Raw genomic sequence first — 22,058 nt, 5'->3', positions numbered from 1 at the left:
GCCGCGACGATCCTGGCGGGCTCACCCTATCACCGGGTCTAGATCAGCGCCCGTTCCGCGGCCGCGCCCAGCCGCAACAGCCGCGCTTCGCCGCCCGCCGCACCCATCAGCGTGATCCCGCAGGAGGGCTGCGAGGTCGGCAGGGTCAGGGCGCAGACGCCCATCAGGTTGCCGATCCTCGTGTTGCGCAGGGCCAGCAGGTTCTCGATCACATAGTAGCTGTCGTCGGTCATCAGCCGGTTGGCATCAGGCGGCAGGATCGGCGAGGTGGGCAGGATCGCGGCATCGAAGACCGAGGCACGTTCGGCCCAAGAACGACGGATCGCCTCCAACCGCCGCCAGGCTGCGACATAGTCGACCGCAGTAACGGAGGCGCCGGAGCGGAAGCGCTCCAGGATCCGGGGGAACATCTTCTGCGGCGCGGCCTCGATCATCTCGCGCCAGATGCCATAGGCTTCGGAAGTGAAGAGAACCGCGGCCAGCGCCATCGCCTCGGCTACTTCCGGGGCGTTGATCCGCACAATCCGTGCCCCCGCGCGCTCCAGCCGCACGACGGCATCCTCGAACCCCTTCGACGGCCGGTCGCGCAGATCGTCCAGCGCCACCGTCTCCAGCACGGCAAGACGGGTGCCGGAAAGATCGGCGCCGCCAAGGTCCGCCACCGGATTGCCGCTGATGGCGGCCAGCAGCAGCGCACAGTCCTCGACCGAATGGGCCAATGGGCCGATGGTATCGAAACGCTCGCAAAGCGGCACGGTCCCGGCCAGCGGCAGGCTTCCGGAGGTGGTCTTCAGCCCGACAAGGTCGTTCCAGGCCGCCGGGAGCCGCACCGATCCGCCGGTGTCCGACCCGATGGCGGCAGGAGCCAGCCCGAAGGCCACCGAGGCCGCCGCACCCGAGGATGACCCCCCCGGCACCGCCTTGTCGTCGTTCAGGCAGGGCGGCGTTGCCGTCACCGGGTTCAGGCCAAGGCCCGAGAAAGCCAGTTCCGACATATGCGTCTTGCCCAGGCAGACGAGGCCTTGCAGCGTGGCCACCTCCAGAACGGCGGCATCGCGGTCCGGCGTGCGGCCTTTCAGAAGCGCCGACCCCGCCTCGGTTGCCACGCCCGCCGTGTCGAACAGGTCCTTCCAGCTGACCGGCACCCCATCCAGCAGGCCCTTGCGCAGGCCCGCCTTGGCGCGTGATGCCGCCGCCATCGCCTCGCCCCGCGCGCGCGCTGCCGTGGTGCGGGCATAGATCCGGGGGGCAAGGGCGTGGCCCTCGATCCGGTCGAGGAAGAACTCGGACAGTTCGACCGGGTTGATGCGGCCCGCGCCGATCCCGCGACCGAGGTCCGCCGCCGTCATGTTTGCCCAGGTTCCGCTCATCCCGCCCCCCGTTTTCCCGAACGGTAGCGGCTTGGCGACGCATGGACAATCCGTCGTCGCGGGCTAAGAAGAGGTCATGACCTGGGACACCGACATACTGATCGCGGGCGGGGGGCTGAACGGCCCAGCCCTCGCCTTGGCGCTGGCGCAGGGCGGCTTCCGCGTCACTGTGGTGGACGCCCGCCCCGCCCGGTCCCGCGCCGAGGCCGGGTTCGACGGGCGGGCCTATGCGCTGGCCATCGCCTCGGTGCGGCTGTTGACCGCGATCGGAGTCTGGCAGCGCGTGGCCGACAAGGCGCAACCGATGCTTCAGATCAAGGCCTCGGACGGGCGGGCCGGGGAAGGCTCCGGGCCGTTCTTCCTGCATTTCGATGCGGCGGAGATCGAGGAAGGCCCGATGGGCCACATGCTGGAGGATCGTCACCTCTACGCGGCCTTCCTTGACGCGATGCAGGCCACGCCGGGCATCACGCTCCTGTCGGGGGAAAGCGTTCAGGCCCAAGAGGTTGGTCCGTCCGGCGTGACCGTGACACTGGCCTCGGGGCGCAGGTTGACCTCCGGTCTTCTGGTCGGCTGCGACGGGCGTGGCTCGGGCGTGGCGACTCGGGCGGGGATCCGGCGGATCGGCTGGGGCTATGGCCAGACCGCGCTGGTCACGGCGATCCGACATGAGAAGGACCACGGCGGCGTGGCGCATCAGTTCTTCATGCCCTCCGGCCCGCTGGCGATCCTGCCGCTGAAGGGCGGACACCATTCCAGTATCGTCTGGAGCGAGACGGACGCCACCGCCGCCGCGATCCAGGCCCTGCCGGATACCGAATACCTGGAGGCTCTGCGCCCCCGCTTCGGCGATTTCCTGGGCGAGATTGCCCTTACGGGCGAGCGCTTTACCTATCCGCTGTCGCTGTCGCTGGCCGAACGCTTCATCGCCCCCCGCGTGGCGCTGGTGGGCGATGCGGCACATGGCGTGCACCCCATCGCCGGGCAGGGCCTGAACCTTGGCCTGCGAGACGTGGCAGCGCTGGCCGAGGTCCTGATCCTCGCCCGCCGTCGTGGCGAGGAACCCGGAAGCCCCGCCGCGCTGGAGGAGTATCAGCGTTGGCGCCGGTTCGATTCCACCGCGCTTGCCCTGGGCATGGACACGGTCAACCGGTTGTTTTCCAGTGACAATCCCCTCCTGCGCCTGGGGCGCGACCTCGGGATGGGCGTGGTCAACGCCCTTCCGGGTCTGCGCCGGGGCTTCATCCGGCAGGCGGCGGGCTTGACGGGAGAGCTTCCGAAACTGCTGACGGGGCGGCAGATCTAGCGGTCGCCTCGTCGGTGACGCCGCCTCTGTTGGTTTCGGCTGCCACGTCATCAGATACGGAGGAACGGGCCGCCACCTTCCGCGCCTCGCGCCGGTCAAGGAGGTGGAAGAGAAGCGGGTTCGCCAGGATCGAGATCATCGCTCCCGCCACCACCAGGTCGCGCGCCTCGGCCGGAACGATGTCGAGCGTCACGCCCATGCTGATGAGAATGAACGAGAATTCGCCGATCTGCGCCAGGCTGGCCGCGATGGTCAGCGCCTGGTCGTGCGACCGTCCGAAGGCTTTCACGATATAGTAGGCGGCGACCGACTTGACGAAAAGGATGATCGCCACCGTCCCGATAAGCGCCAGCGGGTCCGAGACGACGACGCCCGGATTGAACAGCATCCCGACCGAGACGAAGAACAGCACGGCGAAGGCGTCACGCAGGGGCAGCGTCTCGCGCATGGCTTGTTGGGACAGGGTCGAGGAAGACATCACCATCCCGGCGAAAAATGCCCCCAGCGCGAAGGACACGCCGAAGAAATGCGTCGCGCCATAGGCGACCCCAAGGGCGATGGCCAGCACCGACAGGCGAAACAGTTCCCGCGAGCGGGTCTGCGACACGAAATGCAGCACCCAGGGGATCACGCGCTGGCCCACGACCAGCATCAGCCCGACGAAGGCGGCGGCCTTGGCGAGCGTGATCAGCACGGTCGCGGCGATCGGGCCGATGCCGATGTTGCTGGTGACTTCGGCCACCGCCTCGGCCTCTTCCGCCACCGGCATTGCGGTGCCGCCCAGAAGCCCGGCCAGCGGCGGGATCAGAACAAGACAAAGGACCATCACCAGATCCTCGACGATCAGCCAGCCGACGGCCACGCGACCCTTGTCGCTGGTCACGAGATCGCGGTCCTGCAACGCGCGCAGAAGCACGACTGTCGAGGCGACGGAAAGTGCCAGGCCGAAGATCAGCCCGGCGCCGATGTTCCAGCCCAGGGCCCAACCCATTGCGGTGCCAAAGGCGGTTGCCACGGCAATTTGCCCCAAAGCCCCCGGCACGGCGATGGCCTTCACCGCCATCAGGTCGCGCGGCGAGAAGTGCAGCCCGACCCCGAACATCAAGAGAATCACCCCAAGCTCGGCCAGTTCCGTGGCCAGCCCCATGTCCGCGACATAGCCCGGCGTGAAGGGTCCGATGACGACGCCCGCCAGCAGATAGCCCGCGATCAGCGGCAGCTTCAGCCGCTGCGCCAGAAGGCCGAAGATGAAGGCTAGGCCGAAGCCGGCGACAAGGATCGAGATGAGGGGCGTTTCGTGGGGCAATGCTTCGCGGTTCTTTCCGGCCCTCGATCCGGCAAACCGGCGCGGCCAAGCACGTTTCGGGAATTTGTGGCAGGAGACAAGGGGATAGTAGGTACTGATTCGCGCAATGCAACCGCCGTGGCGAAGCTTCCGGTCACAATTCCTCCATTTGCCGAAACACTTTGCAATGTTACGCCTTGGCGATGCCAGTCCTGATCCCGAACCCCCGCGCCCGCCGCCTGTTCCTTGACCGCCACGCCTTGTCCGAGCCGCCCTCCGGCCCTGCGGCGGGGCAGGCTTTGCACGACCTGATCGAACGGATCGGTTTCGTGCAGGTGGACAGCATCAACACCGTGGCGCGGGCGCATGAGATGATCCTGTGGTCGCGGCGGCAGGCGTTCCGACCCCCGGCGCTGAAGCGGTTGCTGGAGCGGGACCGAAGCCTTTGGGAGCACTGGACGCATGACGCCTCGATCCTGCCTTCGCGGCTGCACGGGGTCTGGCAGCATCGCTTTCGCCGCGATGAAGAGCGGCTGCACAAGAACTGGCGGAGCTGGTTCCGCGAGGGGTATGAGGCGCAGTTTGACAACATTCTCAACCGGATAGCCAAGGACGGGCCGGTGGGAACCGCTGATGTCGGCGAGGGCGAGGTGCGGGGCAAGGGGGGCTGGTGGGACTGGCATCCGTCGAAGACCGCGCTGGAATGGTTGTGGCGCACCGGGCGGATCGCGGTGACGCGGCGGGATGGGTTCGCCAAGATCTATGACCTGACCGAACGGGTGATCCCCGAGGCGCACCGGGCGGCGGTGCCAGTGGAGGAGGTTTGCGACTGGGCCTGCCGCACGGCGCTGCGGCAGCTGGGGTTCGGCACCAGCGGAGAGATCGCGGCCTATTGGAATGCCGTCGGGCCGGAGGCGGCAAAGCAGTGGTGCCGGGAGGCCCTGACGCGCGGCGAGATCATCGAGGCCGAGGTTGAAGGGTCGTTGGGCCAGCGCCGCAAGACCTTCATTTTCCCCGAGATTCTGGACGAGGAACCGCCCGAGCCCACCCCCCGCCTGCGCATCCTGTCGCCGTTCGACCCGGCGCTGCGCGACCGCGACCGGGCCGAGTTCCTGTTCGGCTTTTACTACCGGATCGAGGTCTTCGTGCCCGAGCCGAAACGGGTCTGGGGTTACTACGTCTTTCCGGTGATGGAGGGCGAAAGACTGATCGGGCGGATCGACGTGAAGGCCTTCCGCGATGCGGGCAGCCTGCGGGTCAAGGCCTTCTGGCCGGAAGCCGGGGTGAAGCTGACCAAGGGTCGGCGCGCGAAGCTGGAGGGCGAGCTGGACCGGCTGGCGCGGTTCGCGGGGTGCGAGCGGTTGGAGTTTCTGGACGGGTGGGAGCGGGAGACGATCCGGGTCGCCAAGTGACGGGGAGCGCTGTGGTAATCTGGCCGGAGCAGGGCGGGACCGGCGTCTGGGTTCCGTATGGAAAGTGTATGGATTGCGGCCATACGCGCGTGTGGGTCGACCGGAGTTAACCAATCTGGCGAATCGGTCGGGTAGTGGTGGCTCGTGCCTGACATCGCCACTGCGCGCGCCCACGGGTCCGGCAATCATGACGGGGTTTGTCACTGGATGCAGAAACCCCGGCTGAATAGGTTGGGGCCAGCGCATCCCTCAGCCGATGGAGATGAGAATGAAGACCCTGACTTCCGCTCTCGCACTGGCCGTCCTGCTGACCAACCCGGCCTCTGCAATCCACTACGAGATCAGCGAACACGACACCTCGATCATCGTGCATGTCGAAGGCATCAGCGCCGATCACGCCAAGCCCGCCAAGGGCAAGTAGGGTGCCGCAGGCTGGGTGAAACCCGCCGTTCCTCGTCCGTTGGCGAGCGGTGGGTTGGCACCAACCCTACGCCGCCCACCCGTCGATCACGCTTACCGCCTCTTCCGCCGTCTCGACCATCGCGAAAAGCGAAAGGTCCTCGGGCGAGATCACCCCGGCCTCCGCCAGGTGGTTCCAGTTCACCACCTTCTCCCACCACTCGCGTCCGAAGAGGAGGAAGGGGATCGGCTTCATTCTTCCGGTCTGGATCAGGGTGAGCGACTCGAACATCTCGTCCATCGTGCCAAAGCCGCCGGGGAAGACGCAGATCGCCTTGGCCCGCATCAGGAAATGCATCTTGCGGATGGCGAAGTAGTGGAAATTGAACGACAGGTCCGGGGTGACATAGGCGTTCGGGGCCTGTTCGTGCGGCAGGACGATGTTGAGGCCGATCGACTGCCCCCCGGCCTCGTCCGCACCCCGGTTCCCGGCCTCCATCACGCCAGGGCCGCCGCCGGTGCAGATGACATTCTCGCGCCCGTAGCTGGCCAGGCTCCGTTCGGTCATCATCTTCGCGAAGCGGCGGGCTTCGTCGTAGTAGTGCGACAGGTCGGCCAGCGCCTTGGTGCGCGCCTGGTCGCGATGTTCGGGCGCCGGAATGCGGGCGCCGCCGAAGAGGACGATGGTGGTCTCGATCCCGCGTTCGTCCATGATGAGCTGCGGTTTCAGCAGTTCCAGTTGCAGGCGGACGGGACGCAGTTCCTCGCGCGTCAGGAAATCGCGGTCGGCGAAGGCCAGGCGATAGGCGGGGGCGCGGGTCTGCGGCGTGTCGGGGATGCGCTTGGCGGCGGCGATATCCTCGACCGAATCGCGGAACGGATGGCTGCGGGGTTCGTCTTTCATCGGGTGTCCGGCGTTGGATCGGTAAGCGCAGGCTTATCCCGTCCCGTTGCAAAGGACCAGTTCGGGGATTGGGCCAAATCTCACGCGGGCGTGAGTTGTCGCAGGATGGACAAGACGTGCAGTCCCTGTGTCGCAACTCATGGAGGTTGGAACGTGAGGCAGTTTCTTCTGGCAACAGCGCTGGTGGCGGGTGCGGTCGGCGCCTTCTTCGGCGGGCGCATCCTGCTCACCCCGGCGGCCACCGCGCCTTTGGGCGACATGACGGGGTTTTCGGCCATCGTCGCGGATGTTCAGGCCATCGCAAGAGGCGGGGACCTGGCGGCGGCAGCGACCCGGGTCACTGATCTGGAGACCGCCTGGGACGAGGCGGAGGCGGTCATGCGCCCGAAGAACCCCGAGGACTGGGGGCGGGTCGACGGCGCAACCGACGATGCGCTGTCGGCGTTGCGCGCAGCCACCCCGGACCCGGCGGAAGTGGATGCGACTCTGGTGGCGCTTCAGGCGGTGCTGGCGGACCCGTCACAGGGCAAAACCTCGGTCGGCGGTGTGCTGATGATCGGCGATGTCGCGGTGACCGACGGTGCGGGCCATTCGCTGCCCTGCGAAGCGATGCTGACGGAAGTGAAGGCGCGGCAGGCGGCGGTGACGCCAGAGGCGGCGGCCAAGGCGGACGATCTGGTGGCCAAGGCGACCGAACGGTGCAACGCCGATGACGACAAGACCGCGGACAGTTTCAGCGCCGAGGCGCTGGCGGCTTTGGCCGGGTGAGGGAGAGCGCGATGCCGATGAACGACATGACACGCCCGGCCAACCGGGTGCCCGAGGTCACGCTGGATTTCTGGCTGATCAAGCTGATGGCGGTGACGATGGGGGAAACTGCCGCGGATTATCTGGCGGTGAACCTGGGGCTGGGGCTGACGACCACATCGCGGATCATGACCGGAGTGCTGGTTGTCGCGCTGGCCGTTCAGTTCTTCCAACGGCGGTATGTGCCTTGGGCCTACTGGCTGGCGGTGGTGCTGATCAGCATCGTGGGGACACTGGTGACGGACAATCTGGTGGACAATTTCGGCGTGCCGCTGACGGTCACCACGGCGGTGTTCACGGTGGCGCTGGCGGTGACGTTTCTGGTCTGGCAGCGGGTGGAGCGGACGCTTTCGATCCATGACGTGACCAGTTTCCGCCGCGAGGCATTCTACTGGCTGGCGATCCTGTTCACCTTCGCGCTGGGGACAGCGGCGGGGGACCTTGTGGCTGAGCAGTTCGGGCTTGGGTATCTGGCGACGGGGATCCTGTTCGGGATGATCATCGCGGCGCTGGCCCTGGGATATTTCGGGCTTGGGCTGGACGCGATCCTTGGGTTCTGGCTGGCCTATATCTTCACCCGACCGCTGGGGGCTTCGTTTGGGGACCTGCTGTCGCAGCCTGCGGAATACGGCGGGATGGGGTTCGGCACGATCATCACCAGCGCGCTGTTCCTGACGGCGATTGCGGGGATCGTGCTGTACATGACGGCGCGGACCGATCCTCGAGCGACCTGAAACCGCTGCTGGGGACGATTGTCTGGCGGGATGGCTGCGGCTATAGGCAGGGCGAACACGACACCAACCTGAAGGGTAGACCCGATGTCGACGACCGCCCCGAACGCCGCGCTGGAAGCCGCCATCGAAGCCGCCTGGGAGGCGCGCGAGGGGATTTCGCCTGCCACCAAGGGCGAGGTGCGGGATGCCATCGAGGCGACGCTGTCGGCGCTGGATGGCGGGTCGCTGCGGGTGGCGGAAAAGCGGGGCAATGACTGGCATGTGAACCAGTGGGCGAAGAAGGCCGTCCTGCTGTCGTTCCGGCTGACCGACATGTACGAGATTTCGGGCTCGAACGGCGGGGCGAACTGGTGGGACAAGGTGCCGTCGAAATGGCAGGGCTGGACGGCGGCGGACTGGCGCGAGGCCGGGTTCCGGGCGGTGCCGGGGTCGATCGTACGGCGGTCGGCCTACATCGCCAAGGGCGTGGTGCTGATGCCGTCCTTCGTGAACGTCGGTGCCTATGTCGATGAAGGCTCGATGGTGGACGGCTGGGCCACGGTCGGCTCCTGCGCGCAGATCGGCAAGAATGTCCACCTCTCGGGCGGGGTCGGGATCGGCGGGGTGCTGGAGCCGATGCAGGCCGGGCCGACGATCATCGAGGACAACTGCTTCATCGGCGCGCGGTCGGAAGTGGTGGAGGGCTGCATCGTCCGGGAAGGGTCGGTCCTGGGGATGGGGGTCTTCATCGGCAAGTCGACCAAGATCGTCGATCGCGAGACCGGCGAGGTGATGTATGGCGAGGTGCCAGCCGGGTCGGTCGTGGTCGCCGGGTCGATGCCATCGAAGGGGGGGATCAACCTTTACTGCGCGGTTATCGTGAAGAAGGTGGATGCGCAGACCCGGTCGAAGACCAGCATCAACGAACTGCTCAGGGATTGATCATGCGACTTGCCCCGCTTCTTCTCGCGTCCCTGGCGGTTCCCGCAACTGCGGGACCTTTTGACGGCCTCTACAGGGCGGGCGAAGGCTGGGACTGCAAGAGCGTGGGATCGGACGGGGGCGCGCTGGCGGTGCGCGATGACGTGTTCTACGGAGTGGAAAGCGCCTGCCGGTTAACCAATCCGGTTGCCGTGAACGGCATGTCGGCAGTGCTTTATGATGCCGAATGCAGCGGCGAGGGCGAGAGCTATGCCAAGCGCATGATGCTGATGCGGGTGCCGGAGGGGCTCGCGGTGATCGAGGACGGTTTCGTGAACGTGCTGGAACCCTGCCCATGACCGACGCGACCGGAGAGGGCGGCAAGCCGAAGCGGCCGCAGCAGGTTTACTCGCTGATCGTCGAGGTCGGCCGCAAGGAGGGCGACGGGTTGCCGCCCAAGGCCACCGGCGCGGCACTGCTGTGCTATGCTTCGGGCGTGGACGAGGCGGAAGCGGTGCGCGAGACGGTGGCGATCCTGAAGGAGGCCGACCTCTCGCCACTGGAGGTGCAGGGCCTGGGCACTCTGGACGAGCGGCTGAAGGCGGGCGACGAGATCGACAAGGCGGAGCAGGCGCTGATGCAGCGGGCGCTGGCGGAGAATTCGGTCATCGTCGCCGAGATGACGCCGTTCTTCGACTGACGTCACGGGATTACGCCTTGCGGTTGCAGGACCCGGCCTGAGCGGTTAGGGATCGCTTGCAAGCCAATCTGGACCTGATGATGCCTTTTGAACCCGTAGACCCGGTGGAACTGACCGCCAAGTTGATCCGCTGCCCGTCTGTCACGCCTGCCGAGGGTGGGGCGATAGCGCTTCTGGACGGGGTGCTGAGCAAGGCGGGGTTCGCCTGCACGCGGGTCGACCGGGGGGGGATTGCCAACCTTTACGCACGCTGGGGCAAGCAGGGGGCGAACAAGGCCTTCGGCTTCAACGGGCATACCGACGTGGTACCGGTTGGCGATGCCGAGGCCTGGACGCATGATCCGTTCGGGGCCGAGATCCGCGACGGGTTCATGTACGGCCGGGGCGCCTGCGACATGAAGTCGGGGGTGGCGGCCTTTGTCGCGGCGGCAGCGGATTTCGTGCGGGAAACGCCCCCCGACGGCGCGGTGATCATTGCGATCACCGGCGACGAGGAAGGCGAGGGCACGGACGGCACCGTGGCGATCCTGGACTGGATGGCCTTCAACGGCGAGCGGATGACGCATTGCCTGGTCGGTGAGCCGACCTGCCCGCACGAGATGGGCGACATGATGAAGATCGGCCGAAGAGGCTCCTTGACCTGCGACGTCGCCATCGAGGGGGTGCAGGGACATTCGGCCTATCCGCACCGGGCGAAGAATCCGCTGTCGGCGATGGTCAAGCTCTTGGCCCGGCTGGAGGCGGAGCCGCTGGACCGGGGGACGCAGCATTTCGACCCCTCGACGCTGGCGATCACCACAATCGACTGCGGCAACCCGGCGGGGAACGTGATTCCGGCCAAGGGAACGGCGCGGATCAACATCCGCTTCAACGATACCCATTCCGGCGACACGCTCTCGGCCTGGCTGCGGCACGAGGCGGAAGCGGTGGCCGAGGCGACGGGCACGGACATCCGGTTGAAGATTTCCGTCTCGGGCGAAAGCTTCCTGACCCCGCCGGGCGAATTGTCGGCGATGGTGGCCAAGTCGGTGCAGGCCGAGACGGGGCGGAAGCCGGTGGCCTCGACCTCTGGCGGCACTTCGGACGCGCGGTTCATCAAGGATCACTGCCCGGTGGTGGAGTTCGGGCTGGTCGGCAAGACCATGCACCAGGTCGACGAGCGGGTGGAAGTGGTGCAGATCGACCAGCTGAAGGCGATCTATGGCCGCATCCTGCGGGAGTATTTCGCGTGAGCCGTCCCGATCCGATCCGCATCGAGGTGACGCGCGACCTGCCCACCTGCCAGGCGCTGCGCAAGGTGGTGTTCATCGACGAGCAGGGCGTGAGCCAGGCGGACGAGGTTGACGGGCTGGATGGCAAGGCCATTCACCTTCTTGCCTGGGACGGGGATTGCCCGGTCGGCACAGCGCGCATCCTGATGAACGGTGCCGTGGGCAAGATCGGCCGGGTCTGCGTGCTGCCGGAAGCGCGGGGGATCGGTCTGGGCGAAGCGCTGATCCTTGCGGCGCTGGAGGAGTTGCGGCGGCAGTCCGGGATCAGCGAGGCCTATCTCGGCTCGCAGAGCCATGCGACGGGGTTCTACGAGAAACTTGGCTTCGCGGTCGAGGGCGAGGAGTTCCTCGATGCGGGTATCCTGCACCGGCACATGCGCCGCGCCTTGTGACCGGCGGCTTTCAAGCGGAGCGCTGACGCGCAAGTCTTTTGTCTCGTCGTCGGGCTTCGCCTCCTCCTCGGTCATTGGGGGCGCTTCGCCCCCCAAAACCCCCAGAGGATATTTACAGCCAGGTGAAATCCCAGTCGGGTAGTGTTGTCTGGCCCGGCATGCTAGGTCTTGCGCCATGAAACCTTTGCCCTCCAAGGATGAAATCCGTCAGTGGATTTCCGACAACCCCGGCCTTGCGGCCAAGCGCGACATTGCCAAGGCCTTCGGGATCAAGGGCGATGCGCGGATCGAGTTGAAGGCGCTTCTGCGCGAATTGGAGGGAGAGGGGGTGGTGGAGAAATCCAGCCGCCGCTTCCGCGAGCCGGGAGTGCTGCCGCCCGTTGCCGTCTTGCAGGTGCTGCCGCCCGATGCGGCGGGCGATCTTTATGCGAAGCCGCTGGAAGAGGGCGTGGACGAAGGGCCGCGCATTCTGGTCATCCCGAAGAAGGGCGATCCGGCCCTGGGCGCGGGCGACCGCATTTTGGCGCGGCTGGCGAAGGTGGATCTCGACGACCACGCCTACGAGGCGCGGCTGATCCGGCGGCTGGGATCGAACCCGCGCAAGGTGCTGGGCGTGTTCCGGCTGGGCCGCGAAGGCGGGCGGATCGTGCCGATCGAGAAGGGTGACGACAAGGAATGGCGCGTCTCGCCCGACATGACGATGGGCGCGAAGGAGGGCGAACTGGTCGAGGCCGAGGCGGTGGGCGCGCGGCGGCTGGGTCTTCCGGCAGCGCAGATCGTGGCGCGGCTGGGCGATCCGGCGGGGCCAAGGGCAGCGAGCCTGATTGCCATTCACCAGCACGGCATTCCGGATGTCTTTCCCGACGCGGTGATCGCCGAGGCTGACAGGGCAGCGCCGGTGGGGATGAAAGGTCGCGAGGATTTGCGCGAGTTGCCGCTTCTTACCATCGACCCGGTGGATGCGCGGGACCGCGACGATGCGGTCTTTGCCGAAGCGGATACCGATCCCGGCAACATCGGTGGTTTCGTGATCTGGGTCGCGATTGCGGACGTCGCGCACTACGTCACCCCGGGAAGCGCACTGGACCGCGAGGCGCGGAAGCGGGGCAATTCCACTTACTTCCCCGACCGGGTGGTGCCGATGCTGCCCGATATCCTGTCGGGCGACCTCTGTTCGCTGCATGAAGGCGTGGATCGGGCCTGCCTCGCGGTGCGGATGGTGGTGGACCACGAAGGCCACAAGCGGAGCCACCGTTTCGTGCGGGGGATGATGCGGTCGGTCGGGTCCTTGCACTATGCGCAGGTGCAGGCGGCGGTGGACGGGGCGCCCGACGAGAAGACCGCGCCGCTGCTGGAGCCGGTGCTGAAGCCGCTTTACGCCGCTTATGCCGCGCTGAACCGGGCGCGGGAGGTGCGGCAACCGCTGGACCTGGAGTTGCCGGAGCGCAGGATCGAGCTGGATGACGCGGGGAGGGTGGCTTCGGTCGCGTTCAAGGAGCGGCTCGTGGCGCACAAGCTGATCGAGGAGATGATGATCCTCGCCAATGTCGCCGCGGCGGAGGAGTTGATCCGGCTGAAGCGGCCCTTGCTGTTCCGGGTGCATGAGGAGCCCTCGCCCCTGAAGCTGGAGGGGCTGCGCGAGGTGGCGGAGGGCGCGGGGATGACCTTGGCCAAGGGGCAGGTGTTGCAGACCAAGCATCTCAATCGGCTGCTGTCGCAGGCTGAGGGGACGGAGTTCGACGAGTTGATCAACCTCTCCACCCTGCGGTCGATGACCCAGGCCTATTACCACCCGGAGAATTTCGGGCATTTCGGCCTCGCGCTGCGGAACTACGCGCATTTCACTTCGCCGATCCGGCGCTATTCCGACCTGATCGTGCACCGCGCGCTGATCGCAGGCCATGGCTGGGGCAAGGACGGGCTGTCGGCGTGGGACGAGGAGAACCTGGAGGAGACGGGCAAGCTGATCTCCGAGGCCGAGCGGCGCAGCATGGCGGCGGAGCGGGACACGACCGACCGCTATCTGGCGGCCTATCTCGCGGACCGGGTGGGGGCGGAGTTTGCCGGGCGGATTTCCGGGGTGCAGCGGTTCGGCGTCTTCGTGCGGCTGGACGAGACCGGGGCGGATGGCCTCATCCCGATCCGGGCGCTGGGGCGGGAGTATTTCCACTACGACGAGGGCAGCCAGACGCTGATGGGCTCGGAAACCGGGCTGGTGCTGGGGATCGGGCAGAAGGTCATGGTGCGGCTGTCAGAGGCGGTGCCGGTGACGGGCGGGCTGATCCTGGAGCTTCTGTCGGTGGAGGGGGCGGTCGTGCGGCCTTCGCGCCGGAAGGGCGGCAAGTATCAGCCGAGGAAGCCCGCGCAGGCGGCGGCGAAGCGGCGGTTGGTGCGCAAGCGGAGATGACGGACCGGGGGTTCACACCCCCGCACCCCCGTGGGATATTTGGACCAGTATGAAATCCTGTCAGATAGGAAGTTTGGTTGCGGCCATCACGTTCTGGAGCCTTGCCAGCGTGGGGTTTGCGCAGACGATCCTGCCCGATCCGGTGGCAGGGGTGGAGGGCGAGATGGGAACTCAGGCCGGGCTTGATGCCTGGGTGGAAGGGTTCCGGCCCCGGGCGCTGGCGGCGGGGGTCTCGGCCTCGACCTTCGACGCGGCGATGCGGGGGGTGGCGTTCAACCCGAAGGTCGTGGAGCGCGACCGGAACCAGAACGAGTTTTCCAAGACGATCTGGGACTACCTGGACACCGCCGTATCCGAGGACCGGGTGGCGCTGGGGCTGCAGGCTATCGAGCGGAACCGGGCGCTCTTGGAGCGGATCGAGGCGGAGTACGGCGTCGAGAAGGAGGTCGTTGCGGCGGTCTGGGGGCTGGAGAGCGCCTATGGCACCTACCGGGGCGACCTGCCGGTGCTGGGGTCGCTGGCGACGCTGGCCTATGAGGGGCGGCGCGGAGCGTTCTTCGAGGCGGAGCTGATTGCGGCGCTGAAGATCGTGCAGGGCGGGCATGTGGAGCGGTTTGCGGGGTCCTGGGCTGGGGCGAGCGGGCATACGCAGTTCATGCCGTCGTCGTGGGAGGCGTTTGCGGCCGATTTCGACGGGGACGGGAAGAAGAACCTTTGGGGGGATGATCCGGGCGACGCGCTGGCCTCGACGGCGAATTATCTGCGGCACTGGGGCTGGACCAAGGGCCAGCCCTGGGGGGTGGAGGTGACACTGCCGGAGGGGTTCGACTATGACCAGACCACCGAGCGGGTGGTGAAGCCGGTCAGCGACTGGCAGGCGATGGGGGTGCGGACTTTCGACGGGGCGGACCTGCCGGATCATGGGTCGGGGTCGATCCTGCTGCCGGGGGGGTATCGGGGGGCTGCGTTCCTGATCTGGCCGAATTTCCAGGTGATCGAGAAATACAACACGGCGGATGCCTATGTGGTGGCGATCGGCTCGCTGTCGGACCAGCTGAAGGGGGGACCTCCGATCCAGCATGGCTGGCCGCGCGAGTTGCGGGCGCTGACGCTGGAGGAGCGGCGGGAGTTGCAGGAGGGGTTGGGCCGGGCGGGGTTCGATCCGGGGGGCGTGGACGGGCGGATGGGGCCGAAGACGGTGGCGGCCGTGAAGGCCTTCCAGAAGGCGCGGGGGAAGGTCGCCGACGGGTATCCGAGCCTGGAAGTGCTGGGGTTGCTGCGGTAGGTGTCCACGGTGGACAGATTTTCCAGGCCTTTTGAATCAATGGGTTGGTTGCGGGCGTTAGGGATTTCTTTACCTGTGATGCCCCTCATCCCGGCGCTCTTCGCCGGTGAAGGAGAGGGCGCTTTGGAGTGCGGATAGTCCTGCGCTTCGGCGGTCGGGCGGATGGGGGCGGTTGCTGAATTGAGCGCTGACGCGCGAAGACTCCTTGTCTCGTCGTCGGGACTTGCGCCCTCCTCCTCGGCGTCGGGGGCGCTTCGCCCCCCGACCCCCCCGAGGATATTTGGACCCAGGTGAAAGGAAAGGGAAGTCTCGCAGGGGGCGTCAGCCCGGTTTGCGCAGGCGGGCGAGGAAGAAGCCGTCCATGCCGCCCCGCTCGGCCCAGAAGTCGGGGCGGAGGCGGAGGGCGTTTTCAGGGGTCCACCAAGACGGGTCTATACCGGGGAGATCGGGGCGTTCGATGGTGAGCCTCGGGTGGCGGACCAGGGTGGCGGCGAGTTGCGCCTCGCCTTCCTCGGGGAGGAGCGAGCAGGTGGAGAAGACCAGGCGACCTGCCGGTTTCAGCCAGCCGAGGGCGCGGTCGACCAGGGTGGATTGCAGCGCGGTGAGGGAGGGGAGTTCGGAGCCGTCCTTGACGAAGGGCAGGTCGGGGTGGCGGCGGATGGTGCCGGTGGCCGAACAGGGGGCGTCGAGGAGGATCGCGTCGAAAGGCGCCTCGGGTTGCCAGTGCAGGGCATCGGCGGTGACGAGGGTGGCGGCGAGGCCGGTGCGGGCGAGGTTCGCTTGCAGGCGGGCCATGCGGGGGGCAGAGATGTCGAGCGCAGTGACATGCGCCCCGCTGGCTGCGAGTTGCAGGGTCTTGCCGCCGGGGGCGGCGCAGAGGTCGAGGATATGCTCGCCCGGGTGGGGGTCGAGGAGCCTGGCCGGGAGGGCGGCGGCGGCGTCCTGGACCCACCAGCCGCCCTCGGCATAGCCGGGGAGCGTCGAGAGCTGGCCGGGGCTGCGCAGGCGCAGGCTGCCGGTGGGGAGGAGGTCGCCCTCGGGGTGCGGGAAGCCCGGACGCAGGGTCAGGTCGAGCGGCGGTTCCTGGGCCTGGACCGCTTCGATCGCGGTGACGGTGTCGCGGCCATAGGTGTGGACGAGGGGTTGGCGAAGCCAGCGGGGGAGCTTCTGCACCGGCAGGGTGAGGGTTTCCGGCAGCGCGCGGAGAACGGCATTGACGAGACCCGCGAGGTGCTGGCTGCGCTTGCCGCCCTTGCGGGTGATCTCCACCGCCGCGTTGACGACGCCATGCGCGGGGGCACCCTCGGCGCGTTCCACCACGGCGAGGCGCAGGGTGTTGCGGACGGTCAGGGGCGGCGACTTGCGCAGGTGCTTGTCGAGAAGTTTGTCGGCGGGTTCCAGCTGGCGCAGCACGGTTTCGGCCAGGCGCAGGGCACGGGCGCGGTCGGCGGGGGCGAGGCCTTCGCCGGAGAAGTCGGAGAGCATCCGGCCTTCGCCCAGGACCCCGTCGAGGATTGCCACTGCGGTGGCGCGCGCCACGACCCCTTCGGCCATTGAGATTCCCTTCCCGGTCCGGGCCCTTGCCGGTTCGGGATGCGGGTTATATCAGGTGGGGACGCCATACAAGGAAGGGTCGGCCATGGACGACGATCTGCCACCCGCCGCGAAGCGGGCGCTTGCCGAGGCCGAGGCCCGCCGGAAGGCTGCCGAGGGGAAGGGGACCTTGCCGAAGGAATTGGGCGGGCGCGACGGGCCGGAGCCGGTGCGCTACGGCGACTGGGAGAAGAAGGGGCTCGCGGTCGATTTCTGAGCGGGGGGCGGGGGAGCTTCACGGAAGGCGCATGGGCAAGATTTGCCCACCCTGGGAGGCGCGCGGGCAAGGACCCGTAGGGTGGGTGAAACCCACCGTCTTGCGCGGTCGACGGGGGGATGGTGGGTTGGCACCTACCCTACGAGTCTGGGACGCCGCTTGCGCGGGGGGCAGACGCTCGATCCCTGAGCCATCCGGCTCAGATCCCCAGCACGTCCATCATGTCGTATTGCCCCGGCTTCTTGCCCTGACCCCAGAGGGCCGCCCGAAGCGCGCCGCGAGCGAAGATGGCGCGGTCGGTGGCGAGGTGGCGCAGGATCACCCGCTCGCCCTCGCCCGCGAAGATCACGTCATGTTCGCCGACGATGTCGCCGCCGCGGATGGCGGAGAAACCGATGGCACCGCGGGCCCGTGCGCCGGTGATGCCATCGCGGCCGGAGACCCTGGTGTCGTCGAGGGAGACGCCCCGACCCTCGGCGGCGGCTCGGCCCAGCATCAGCGCGGTGCCGGAGGGGGCGTCGACCTTCATGCGGTGGTGGGCCTCGACGATTTCCACGTCCCAGTCGGCGTCGAGCGCCTTCGCCACCTTTTCGGTCAGGCGGACCAGGAGGTTCACGCCGAGCGACATGTTCCCGGCGCGGATGATCACCGCGTGGCGGGAAGCGGCCTCGATCCGGGCGAGGTGCTCCGCTTCCAGGCCGGTGGTGCCGATGACATGAACGGCGCGGGCCTGGGCGGCAAGGGCGGCAAATTCCACCGTGGCGGCAGGCGCGGTGAAGTCGACCACGGCCTGCGCTTTCGCGAACGCCTCCAGCGCGTCGTCAGTGACTTTGACGCCGATCGGGGCACCGCCCATCGCCTCGCCCACGTCGCGGCCGATCCAGGGGTGGCCCGCGCGTTCGACGCAGCCGACGAGGCGCAGGCGGTCGGAGCCTTGCGCCAGCCGGATCAGCGTCTGGCCCATCCGCCCCGAGGTGCCGGTCACCACCAGTCCGGGTTGATCGCTCATGCTTGCCCCCTTGTCCTTGCCCTTCCCTAGCCGCTTCCCGCAGGCGTGAGAAGCCCGGCGTTGCGGGCGGGGGCGAAAGGGCCTATGGGAACGCCCATGTCGAACAAGCGCTTCAATACCGGGTCCGGCCCGTCGCAACGCCAGCTTCGCGTGGGGGAACTGATCCGCCGCACGCTGTCGGACGTGCTGAACCGGGCGGAAATCCATGACCCCGAACTGAACGCCATGTCGATCACCGTGGGCGAGGTGTCCTGCTCGCCCGACCTGAAGGTGGCGACGGTCTATGTGATGCCCTTGATGGGGTCGGTGCCGGTGGAGAACGCCATCGCGGCGCTGGCGCGCAACAAGGCCGAGCTGCGGCACCGGGTGGCGTCGGAACTGACGCTGAAATACGCGCCGGACCTGCGCTTCCGCCCCGACGAGACCTTCGACCGGCTGGACGAGACACGGCGGCTGTTCGCAGACCCCTCGGTCCAGCGCGACCTTGACGCGGCGGACGACGCGGAATGAGGCTCTGGCTTGCGCTTGCCCTGGCGCTGGCCCCGGTGGCGGCGAGCGCGGCCGAGTGCCGGGATACCACGTTCGAGGGCGCGTCCTATACGCTGTGCGAGGTGCGGGCGGGCGAGGATTTACGGCTGTTCCATTCCGGGCCGGATGGCGCCTACGGCAGTTTCAGGAATGTGGATGAAGCACTTGGGGCCGAGGGCAAGGCGCTCGGCTTCGCGATGAATGCCGGAATGTATCACCGCGACCTGGCGCCGGTGGGGTTGTATGTCGAGGACGGGGTCGAGGTGTCGAAGCTGATCACCAGCGACGGGCCGGGGAATTTCGGGCTGCTGCCGAACGGGGTGTTCTGCATCGCCGACGGGTTCCGGGTGATCGAGAGCCGGACTTACAAGAAGACCAAGCCCGGCTGCCGCTATGCGACGCAGTCCGGGCCGATGCTGGTGATCGGCGGCAAGCTGCATCCGAAACTGCTGGCCGACAGCGACAGCCTGTATGTCCGCAACGGGGTGGGTGTCAGCGAGGATGGTCGGCGGGCGGTCTTCGCGATTTCCAACGAGGCGGTGAACTTCCACGCCTTCGCCCGGCTGTTCCGGGATGAACTTGGGTTGCCCGACGCGCTGTATTTCGATGGCAACATCTCGCGGCTTTATGCGCCGGCTTTGGACCGGCACGATGGCGGCTTCCCGATGGGGCCGATCGTCGGCACCGTGGTTCCGAAGGGCTGATCGCGTGGGCCGGGTGAAGAAGGGCCGGGCGGTCAGCGGCTGGCTGGCGGTGGACAAGCCTGCCGGAGTGACCTCGACGGCGGTGGTCAACAAGGTGAAATGGGCGTTGTCGGCGCAGAAGGCAGGGCATGCGGGGACGCTGGACCCGGATGCGACCGGCGTTCTGGCGGTGGCGCTGGGGGAGGCGACGAAGACGATCCCCTACATCACCGATGCGCTGAAATGCTACCGCTTCCGGGTGGTCCTCGGGGCGGCGACGGATACGGATGATGCCTCGGGAAGGGTGCTCGCGACCTCGGCTCTGCGGCCGACGGAGGCAGAGGTCGAGGCGGCGCTGGCGGCGTTCCGGGGGCAGATCGAGCAGGTCCCGCCGCAGTATTCGGCGGTGAAGGTGGACGGCGAGCGGGCCTATGACCTGGCGCGCGAGGGCGAGGCGATGGAGCTGGCAGCGCGGCCCCTGTGGGTGGAAAGCCTGCGCGTGACCGGGCGCCCGGATGCGGATCACGTGGATCTTGAGATGGTCTGCGGCAAGGGCGGCTATGTGCGGTCCATCGCCCGCGACCTGGGGCAGGCGCTGGGGTGTCTGGGGCATGTCGAATGGCTGCGGCGGGAATGGTCGGGGCCGTTCCGGGCGGAGCAGGGCGTGACGCTGGAGATGATCGACGCAGAGGCTAAGACCGAGGCGCTGGATGCGCGCCTCCTGCCGCTGGAGCTGGGGCTCATGGACCTTCCAGAGTTCGCGGCCACACCGGAAGGCGCGGTGCGGCTTCGCAACGGCAATCCGGGGCAGGTGATCGGGCACGCCGACTGGGGGACCGAGGGCTGGGCCAGTCTGGACGGGCTGGCGGTGGCGGTGGGGCATTACCGGGGGGGCGAGTTGCACCCGAGCCGGGTGTTCAACAGATAGAGGCAGATATCAGAAGCCTTTGTGACCGTCCGATCCAATGTTAGCAGCGCCCTTCACTTGTGCAGTCGCCGAGTAGGTCCAGACTACAGTATTTGGGCGAAGGCTCATGGCAACGCTGCACTTGGATGAAGAAGCCGCAATGCTGACGAGTAGGCGACCGATTATTCTGTAGTAGATATTCCGTAGTAGACAATATTTTATTTTGCGAGATGATGCAAAGCAACTTCCGTAACTATGCGGCGACTTCGAAACGCTACCTGACCATACTCAACAGTAGAGAGCTAACCTATGGCTGCTGCTTCAAACCCGACTATATCCGTGAATCTTGACCATACTGGAATGGTCGCGATCTTTGGTAAGGAAGCCGCCGTTTATGGAAAAATTGTAAGCGACATTGCGTCTGATCTCGCAAAAGACAGTTACCGTTTTGAGGACCTAGATGACTTTGAAATCAACACCCGCGACGCAGAAACTGGAATGGAACATGCCGGACGTGTCTATTGGACCGAGATCCTATACCGTGCGCATATGGCATCTGTCGCAGCGGTATTCAGGACAACTCGCTGGATCGAGGTAGCGATCCGTGAGTACGAGGCACGAAGCTTGTATGGCTGCGCTTCCGCTTGTCGAAGCCTGATTGAGTCAGCGGGCGATATCGGCCTTAGTTTGGGCCCGGTAGCTTATGCGCTTGCTGACAATAAGGACGCGCTGAAAGTCGCAATCAATGGAAAGGCCACAGGACCATTAATGATTTCGCAGGAACTCGAAGACTCACTTATACATTTTACGCACGCTCGCAAGGTTACTAAGTCCGAAGAGGCACCGGAGAGCCACAAGGCCATGCCGTCATATAAGTACATCGACTATGTAGATAAAATGAAAGTAGCTGATGTGCAACAACTCTATGCAAGGTTATGCGAGATTGTTCATCCAGCTGCTGAATCTGTGTCGGTTACATTTGTTCTAAAAGGCGACGCCTGGATTGTTGACCCGTTCAACGAAAGAACCGTCCTGCAGAATCTGCTAGTCGAAAATCGCGGCACTCTCTCCGGTGTGGTAATGGCTTCCTACAACGCCCCACTACTGATCCTGAAGACCCTTCACTCTTTTGATCTCTTCACGAAGCTATCCGGTCTGCGGAAGTATCGGTTCGATGCTATTCCCGCGTGGAGCAAAATCGAAGCTATGCTGCGTTCGTGACGCAAGCGTCAGCTACAAGATTTTTCTTACCTAGCCCATCCATTTGCCGCCGGCCAAAAAGCAAAAGGCCCCGCATCGCCGCAGGGCCTTTCGGAATTTCAGCACCTGACCGAGATCAGACCAGCGCGGCTTTCGCCTGGCCGGCGATGGCGTTGAACGCTTCGGGTTCGTGCACGGCGAGGTCGGCGAGGACCTTGCGGTCGACCTCGATCCCGGCTTTCGCCAGGCCGTTGATCAGGCGCGAATAGGTCATCTCGGCGTCGAACAGCCGGACCGCGGCGTTGATCCGCTGGATCCACAGCGCGCGGAACTGGCGCTTGCGGGCCTTGCGGTCGCGGGTCGCGTACTGGTTGGCCTTGTCGACCGCCTGGGTGGCGGTGCGGAAGTTCGTGGACCGGGCGGCATAATAGCCCGAGGCGGCCTTGATGACCTTCTTGTGACGGGCGTGCGTCACCTTGCCGGATTTAACGCGGGACATCGGGTGCTCTCCTTACCGGTCGTAGGGCATGTATTTCTTGACGATCTTCGCGTCGCTGTCGCACAGGATCATCGCTCCCGATGCGTCGCGGACGAATTTCGTCGTGCGTTTGATCATGCCGTGGCGCTTGCCGGCGGGACCGGCCTTCACCCGACCGGAGGCCGTGAAGCTGAAGCGCTTCTTCGCCGCCGACTTGGTCTTCATCTTGGGCATTTCCATCTCCGTGGTTGCAGGCACGACTCGGCATGCC

24 protein-coding genes are annotated in these 22,058 nt (G+C 66.5%); 17 read left to right on the top strand and 7 right to left on the bottom strand.

The window, feature by feature from the left end; translation table 11 throughout:
• Nucleotides 1–38 precede the first annotated feature (38 nt).
• Nucleotides 39–1,370 (bottom strand): amidase, encoded by a 1,332-nt coding sequence (locus tag JNL31_RS13120; RefSeq protein WP_294973939.1) that lies wholly within the window; start codon nt 1,368–1,370, stop codon nt 39–41.
• A gap of 76 nt (nt 1,371–1,446) precedes the next feature.
• Here JNL31_RS13120 and JNL31_RS13115 point away from each other — a divergent pair, with 76 nt between their 5' ends.
• Complete coding sequence (locus tag JNL31_RS13115) at nt 1,447–2,676, top strand: FAD-dependent monooxygenase (RefSeq protein ID WP_294973936.1); 1,230 nt, start codon at nt 1,447–1,449, stop codon at nt 2,674–2,676.
• Here the strand turns inward: JNL31_RS13115 and JNL31_RS13110 are convergent.
• Complete coding sequence (locus JNL31_RS13110) at nt 2,612–3,982, bottom strand: cation:proton antiporter (protein ID WP_294973934.1); 1,371 nt, start codon at nt 3,980–3,982, stop codon at nt 2,612–2,614. The genes JNL31_RS13115 and JNL31_RS13110 overlap by 65 nt on opposite strands.
• 182 nt (nt 3,983–4,164) lie before the next feature.
• Between JNL31_RS13110 and JNL31_RS13105 the strand changes: the two genes are divergently transcribed.
• Both JNL31_RS13105 and JNL31_RS13100 read left to right on the top strand, forming a co-directional pair.
• Nucleotides 4,165–5,373 carry a crosslink repair DNA glycosylase YcaQ family protein gene (locus tag JNL31_RS13105; RefSeq protein ID WP_294973932.1) on the top strand — a complete coding sequence of 403 codons (1,209 nt, stop codon included), beginning with the start codon at nt 4,165–4,167 and terminating at the stop codon, nt 5,371–5,373.
• A gap of 268 nt (nt 5,374–5,641) precedes the next feature.
• The gene (locus tag JNL31_RS13100) at nt 5,642–5,794 is read left to right on the top strand and encodes a hypothetical protein (protein ID WP_294973930.1); all 153 of its coding nucleotides are present in this window, start codon (nt 5,642–5,644) and stop codon (nt 5,792–5,794) included.
• Between the two features lie 66 nt (nt 5,795–5,860).
• Here the strand turns inward: JNL31_RS13100 and JNL31_RS13095 are convergent, their stop codons facing one another.
• Nucleotides 5,861–6,676 carry an LOG family protein gene (locus JNL31_RS13095; RefSeq protein ID WP_294973927.1) on the bottom strand — a complete coding sequence of 272 codons (816 nt, stop codon included), beginning with the start codon at nt 6,674–6,676 and terminating at the stop codon, nt 5,861–5,863.
• A gap of 153 nt (nt 6,677–6,829) precedes the next feature.
• Here JNL31_RS13095 and JNL31_RS13090 point away from each other — a divergent pair, with 153 nt between their 5' ends.
• From JNL31_RS13090 to JNL31_RS13050, 9 genes are all read left to right on the top strand, one after another.
• Nucleotides 6,830–7,444 carry a hypothetical protein gene (locus JNL31_RS13090; RefSeq protein WP_294973924.1) on the top strand — a complete coding sequence of 205 codons (615 nt, stop codon included), beginning with the start codon at nt 6,830–6,832 and terminating at the stop codon, nt 7,442–7,444.
• 11 nt (nt 7,445–7,455) lie between these two features.
• Complete coding sequence (locus tag JNL31_RS13085) at nt 7,456–8,217, top strand: hypothetical protein (protein WP_294973921.1); 762 nt, start codon at nt 7,456–7,458, stop codon at nt 8,215–8,217.
• A gap of 84 nt (nt 8,218–8,301) precedes the next feature.
• The gene (gene dapD / locus JNL31_RS13080; protein WP_294973918.1) at nt 8,302–9,138 is read left to right on the top strand and encodes a 2,3,4,5-tetrahydropyridine-2,6-dicarboxylate N-succinyltransferase; all 837 of its coding nucleotides are present in this window, start codon (nt 8,302–8,304) and stop codon (nt 9,136–9,138) included.
• A 2-nt stretch (nt 9,139–9,140) separates the two neighbouring features.
• Nucleotides 9,141–9,476, top strand: coding sequence for a hypothetical protein (locus tag JNL31_RS13075; RefSeq protein WP_294973916.1), 336 nt, complete (start codon nt 9,141–9,143; stop codon nt 9,474–9,476).
• A complete protein-coding gene (locus JNL31_RS13070; RefSeq protein WP_294973914.1) occupies nt 9,473–9,817 on the top strand; it encodes a hypothetical protein in 345 nt (114 codons plus the stop codon). The genes JNL31_RS13075 and JNL31_RS13070 overlap by 4 nt, the downstream gene beginning before the upstream one ends.
• A gap of 80 nt (nt 9,818–9,897) precedes the next feature.
• Entirely contained in the window at nt 9,898–11,049 is a 1,152-nt protein-coding gene (gene dapE / locus JNL31_RS13065) for a succinyl-diaminopimelate desuccinylase (RefSeq protein WP_294973911.1), read from the top strand.
• A gap of 14 nt (nt 11,050–11,063) precedes the next feature.
• Nucleotides 11,064–11,480: a GNAT family N-acetyltransferase gene (locus JNL31_RS13060; RefSeq protein ID WP_294973942.1), complete on the top strand. Its 417-nt coding sequence runs from the start codon at nt 11,064–11,066 to the stop codon at nt 11,478–11,480.
• Nucleotides 11,481–11,655: 175 nt separating this feature from the next.
• On the top strand, nt 11,656–13,887 hold the full coding sequence (gene rnr, locus JNL31_RS13055; protein WP_294973908.1) for a ribonuclease R: 2,232 nt from the start codon (nt 11,656–11,658) through the stop codon (nt 13,885–13,887).
• Nucleotides 13,888–13,996: 109 nt separating this feature from the next.
• Nucleotides 13,997–15,172, top strand: coding sequence for a lytic murein transglycosylase (locus tag JNL31_RS13050; RefSeq protein ID WP_294973906.1), 1,176 nt, complete (start codon nt 13,997–13,999; stop codon nt 15,170–15,172).
• Between the two features lie 321 nt (nt 15,173–15,493).
• On the opposite strand, the gene JNL31_RS13045 is transcribed toward JNL31_RS13050, so the two are convergent.
• Complete coding sequence (locus JNL31_RS13045; protein WP_294973903.1) at nt 15,494–16,726, bottom strand: transcription antitermination factor NusB; 1,233 nt, start codon at nt 16,724–16,726, stop codon at nt 15,494–15,496.
• 85 nt (nt 16,727–16,811) lie between these two features.
• Here JNL31_RS13045 and JNL31_RS13040 point away from each other — a divergent pair, with 85 nt between their 5' ends.
• A complete protein-coding gene (locus JNL31_RS13040; protein WP_294973900.1) occupies nt 16,812–16,982 on the top strand; it encodes a DUF1674 domain-containing protein in 171 nt (56 codons plus the stop codon).
• Nucleotides 16,983–17,181: 199 nt separating this feature from the next.
• On the opposite strand, the gene dapB is transcribed toward JNL31_RS13040, so the two are convergent.
• Nucleotides 17,182–17,991: a 4-hydroxy-tetrahydrodipicolinate reductase gene (gene dapB, locus JNL31_RS13035; RefSeq protein WP_294973897.1), complete on the bottom strand. Its 810-nt coding sequence runs from the start codon at nt 17,989–17,991 to the stop codon at nt 17,182–17,184.
• 84 nt (nt 17,992–18,075) lie between these two features.
• Here dapB and rbfA point away from each other — a divergent pair, with 84 nt between their 5' ends.
• The 4 genes from rbfA (at nt 18,076) to JNL31_RS13015 (ending at nt 21,330) form a co-directional block, all read left to right on the top strand.
• Entirely contained in the window at nt 18,076–18,501 is a 426-nt protein-coding gene (gene rbfA, locus JNL31_RS13030; protein ID WP_294973895.1) for a 30S ribosome-binding factor RbfA, read from the top strand.
• Nucleotides 18,498–19,223, top strand: coding sequence for a phosphodiester glycosidase family protein (locus JNL31_RS13025; protein WP_294973892.1), 726 nt, complete (start codon nt 18,498–18,500; stop codon nt 19,221–19,223). Before rbfA ends, JNL31_RS13025 begins: the two co-directional genes overlap by 4 nt.
• Nucleotides 19,224–19,227: 4 nt before the next feature.
• The gene (gene truB, locus JNL31_RS13020) at nt 19,228–20,130 is read left to right on the top strand and encodes a tRNA pseudouridine(55) synthase TruB (protein WP_294973890.1); all 903 of its coding nucleotides are present in this window, start codon (nt 19,228–19,230) and stop codon (nt 20,128–20,130) included.
• A 339-nt stretch (nt 20,131–20,469) separates the two neighbouring features.
• Complete coding sequence (locus JNL31_RS13015; RefSeq protein ID WP_294973887.1) at nt 20,470–21,330, top strand: hypothetical protein; 861 nt, start codon at nt 20,470–20,472, stop codon at nt 21,328–21,330.
• 115 nt (nt 21,331–21,445) lie between these two features.
• On the opposite strand, the gene rplT is transcribed toward JNL31_RS13015, so the two are convergent.
• Both rplT and rpmI read right to left on the bottom strand, forming a co-directional pair.
• Complete coding sequence (gene rplT / locus JNL31_RS13010) at nt 21,446–21,808, bottom strand: 50S ribosomal protein L20 (RefSeq protein WP_294973884.1); 363 nt, start codon at nt 21,806–21,808, stop codon at nt 21,446–21,448.
• A 12-nt stretch (nt 21,809–21,820) separates the two neighbouring features.
• A complete protein-coding gene (gene rpmI / locus JNL31_RS13005) occupies nt 21,821–22,021 on the bottom strand; it encodes a 50S ribosomal protein L35 (RefSeq protein WP_103259124.1) in 201 nt (66 codons plus the stop codon).
• Nucleotides 22,022–22,058: the final 37 nt, after the last annotated feature.

It is taken from the genome of Tabrizicola sp. (genome assembly GCF_016792905.1).
Lineage (GTDB): Bacteria > Pseudomonadota > Alphaproteobacteria > Rhodobacterales > Rhodobacteraceae > Tabrizicola.
The sequence above is the reverse complement of the archived record's forward strand: the minus strand, read 5'-3'. Positions and strand labels throughout refer to the sequence as shown.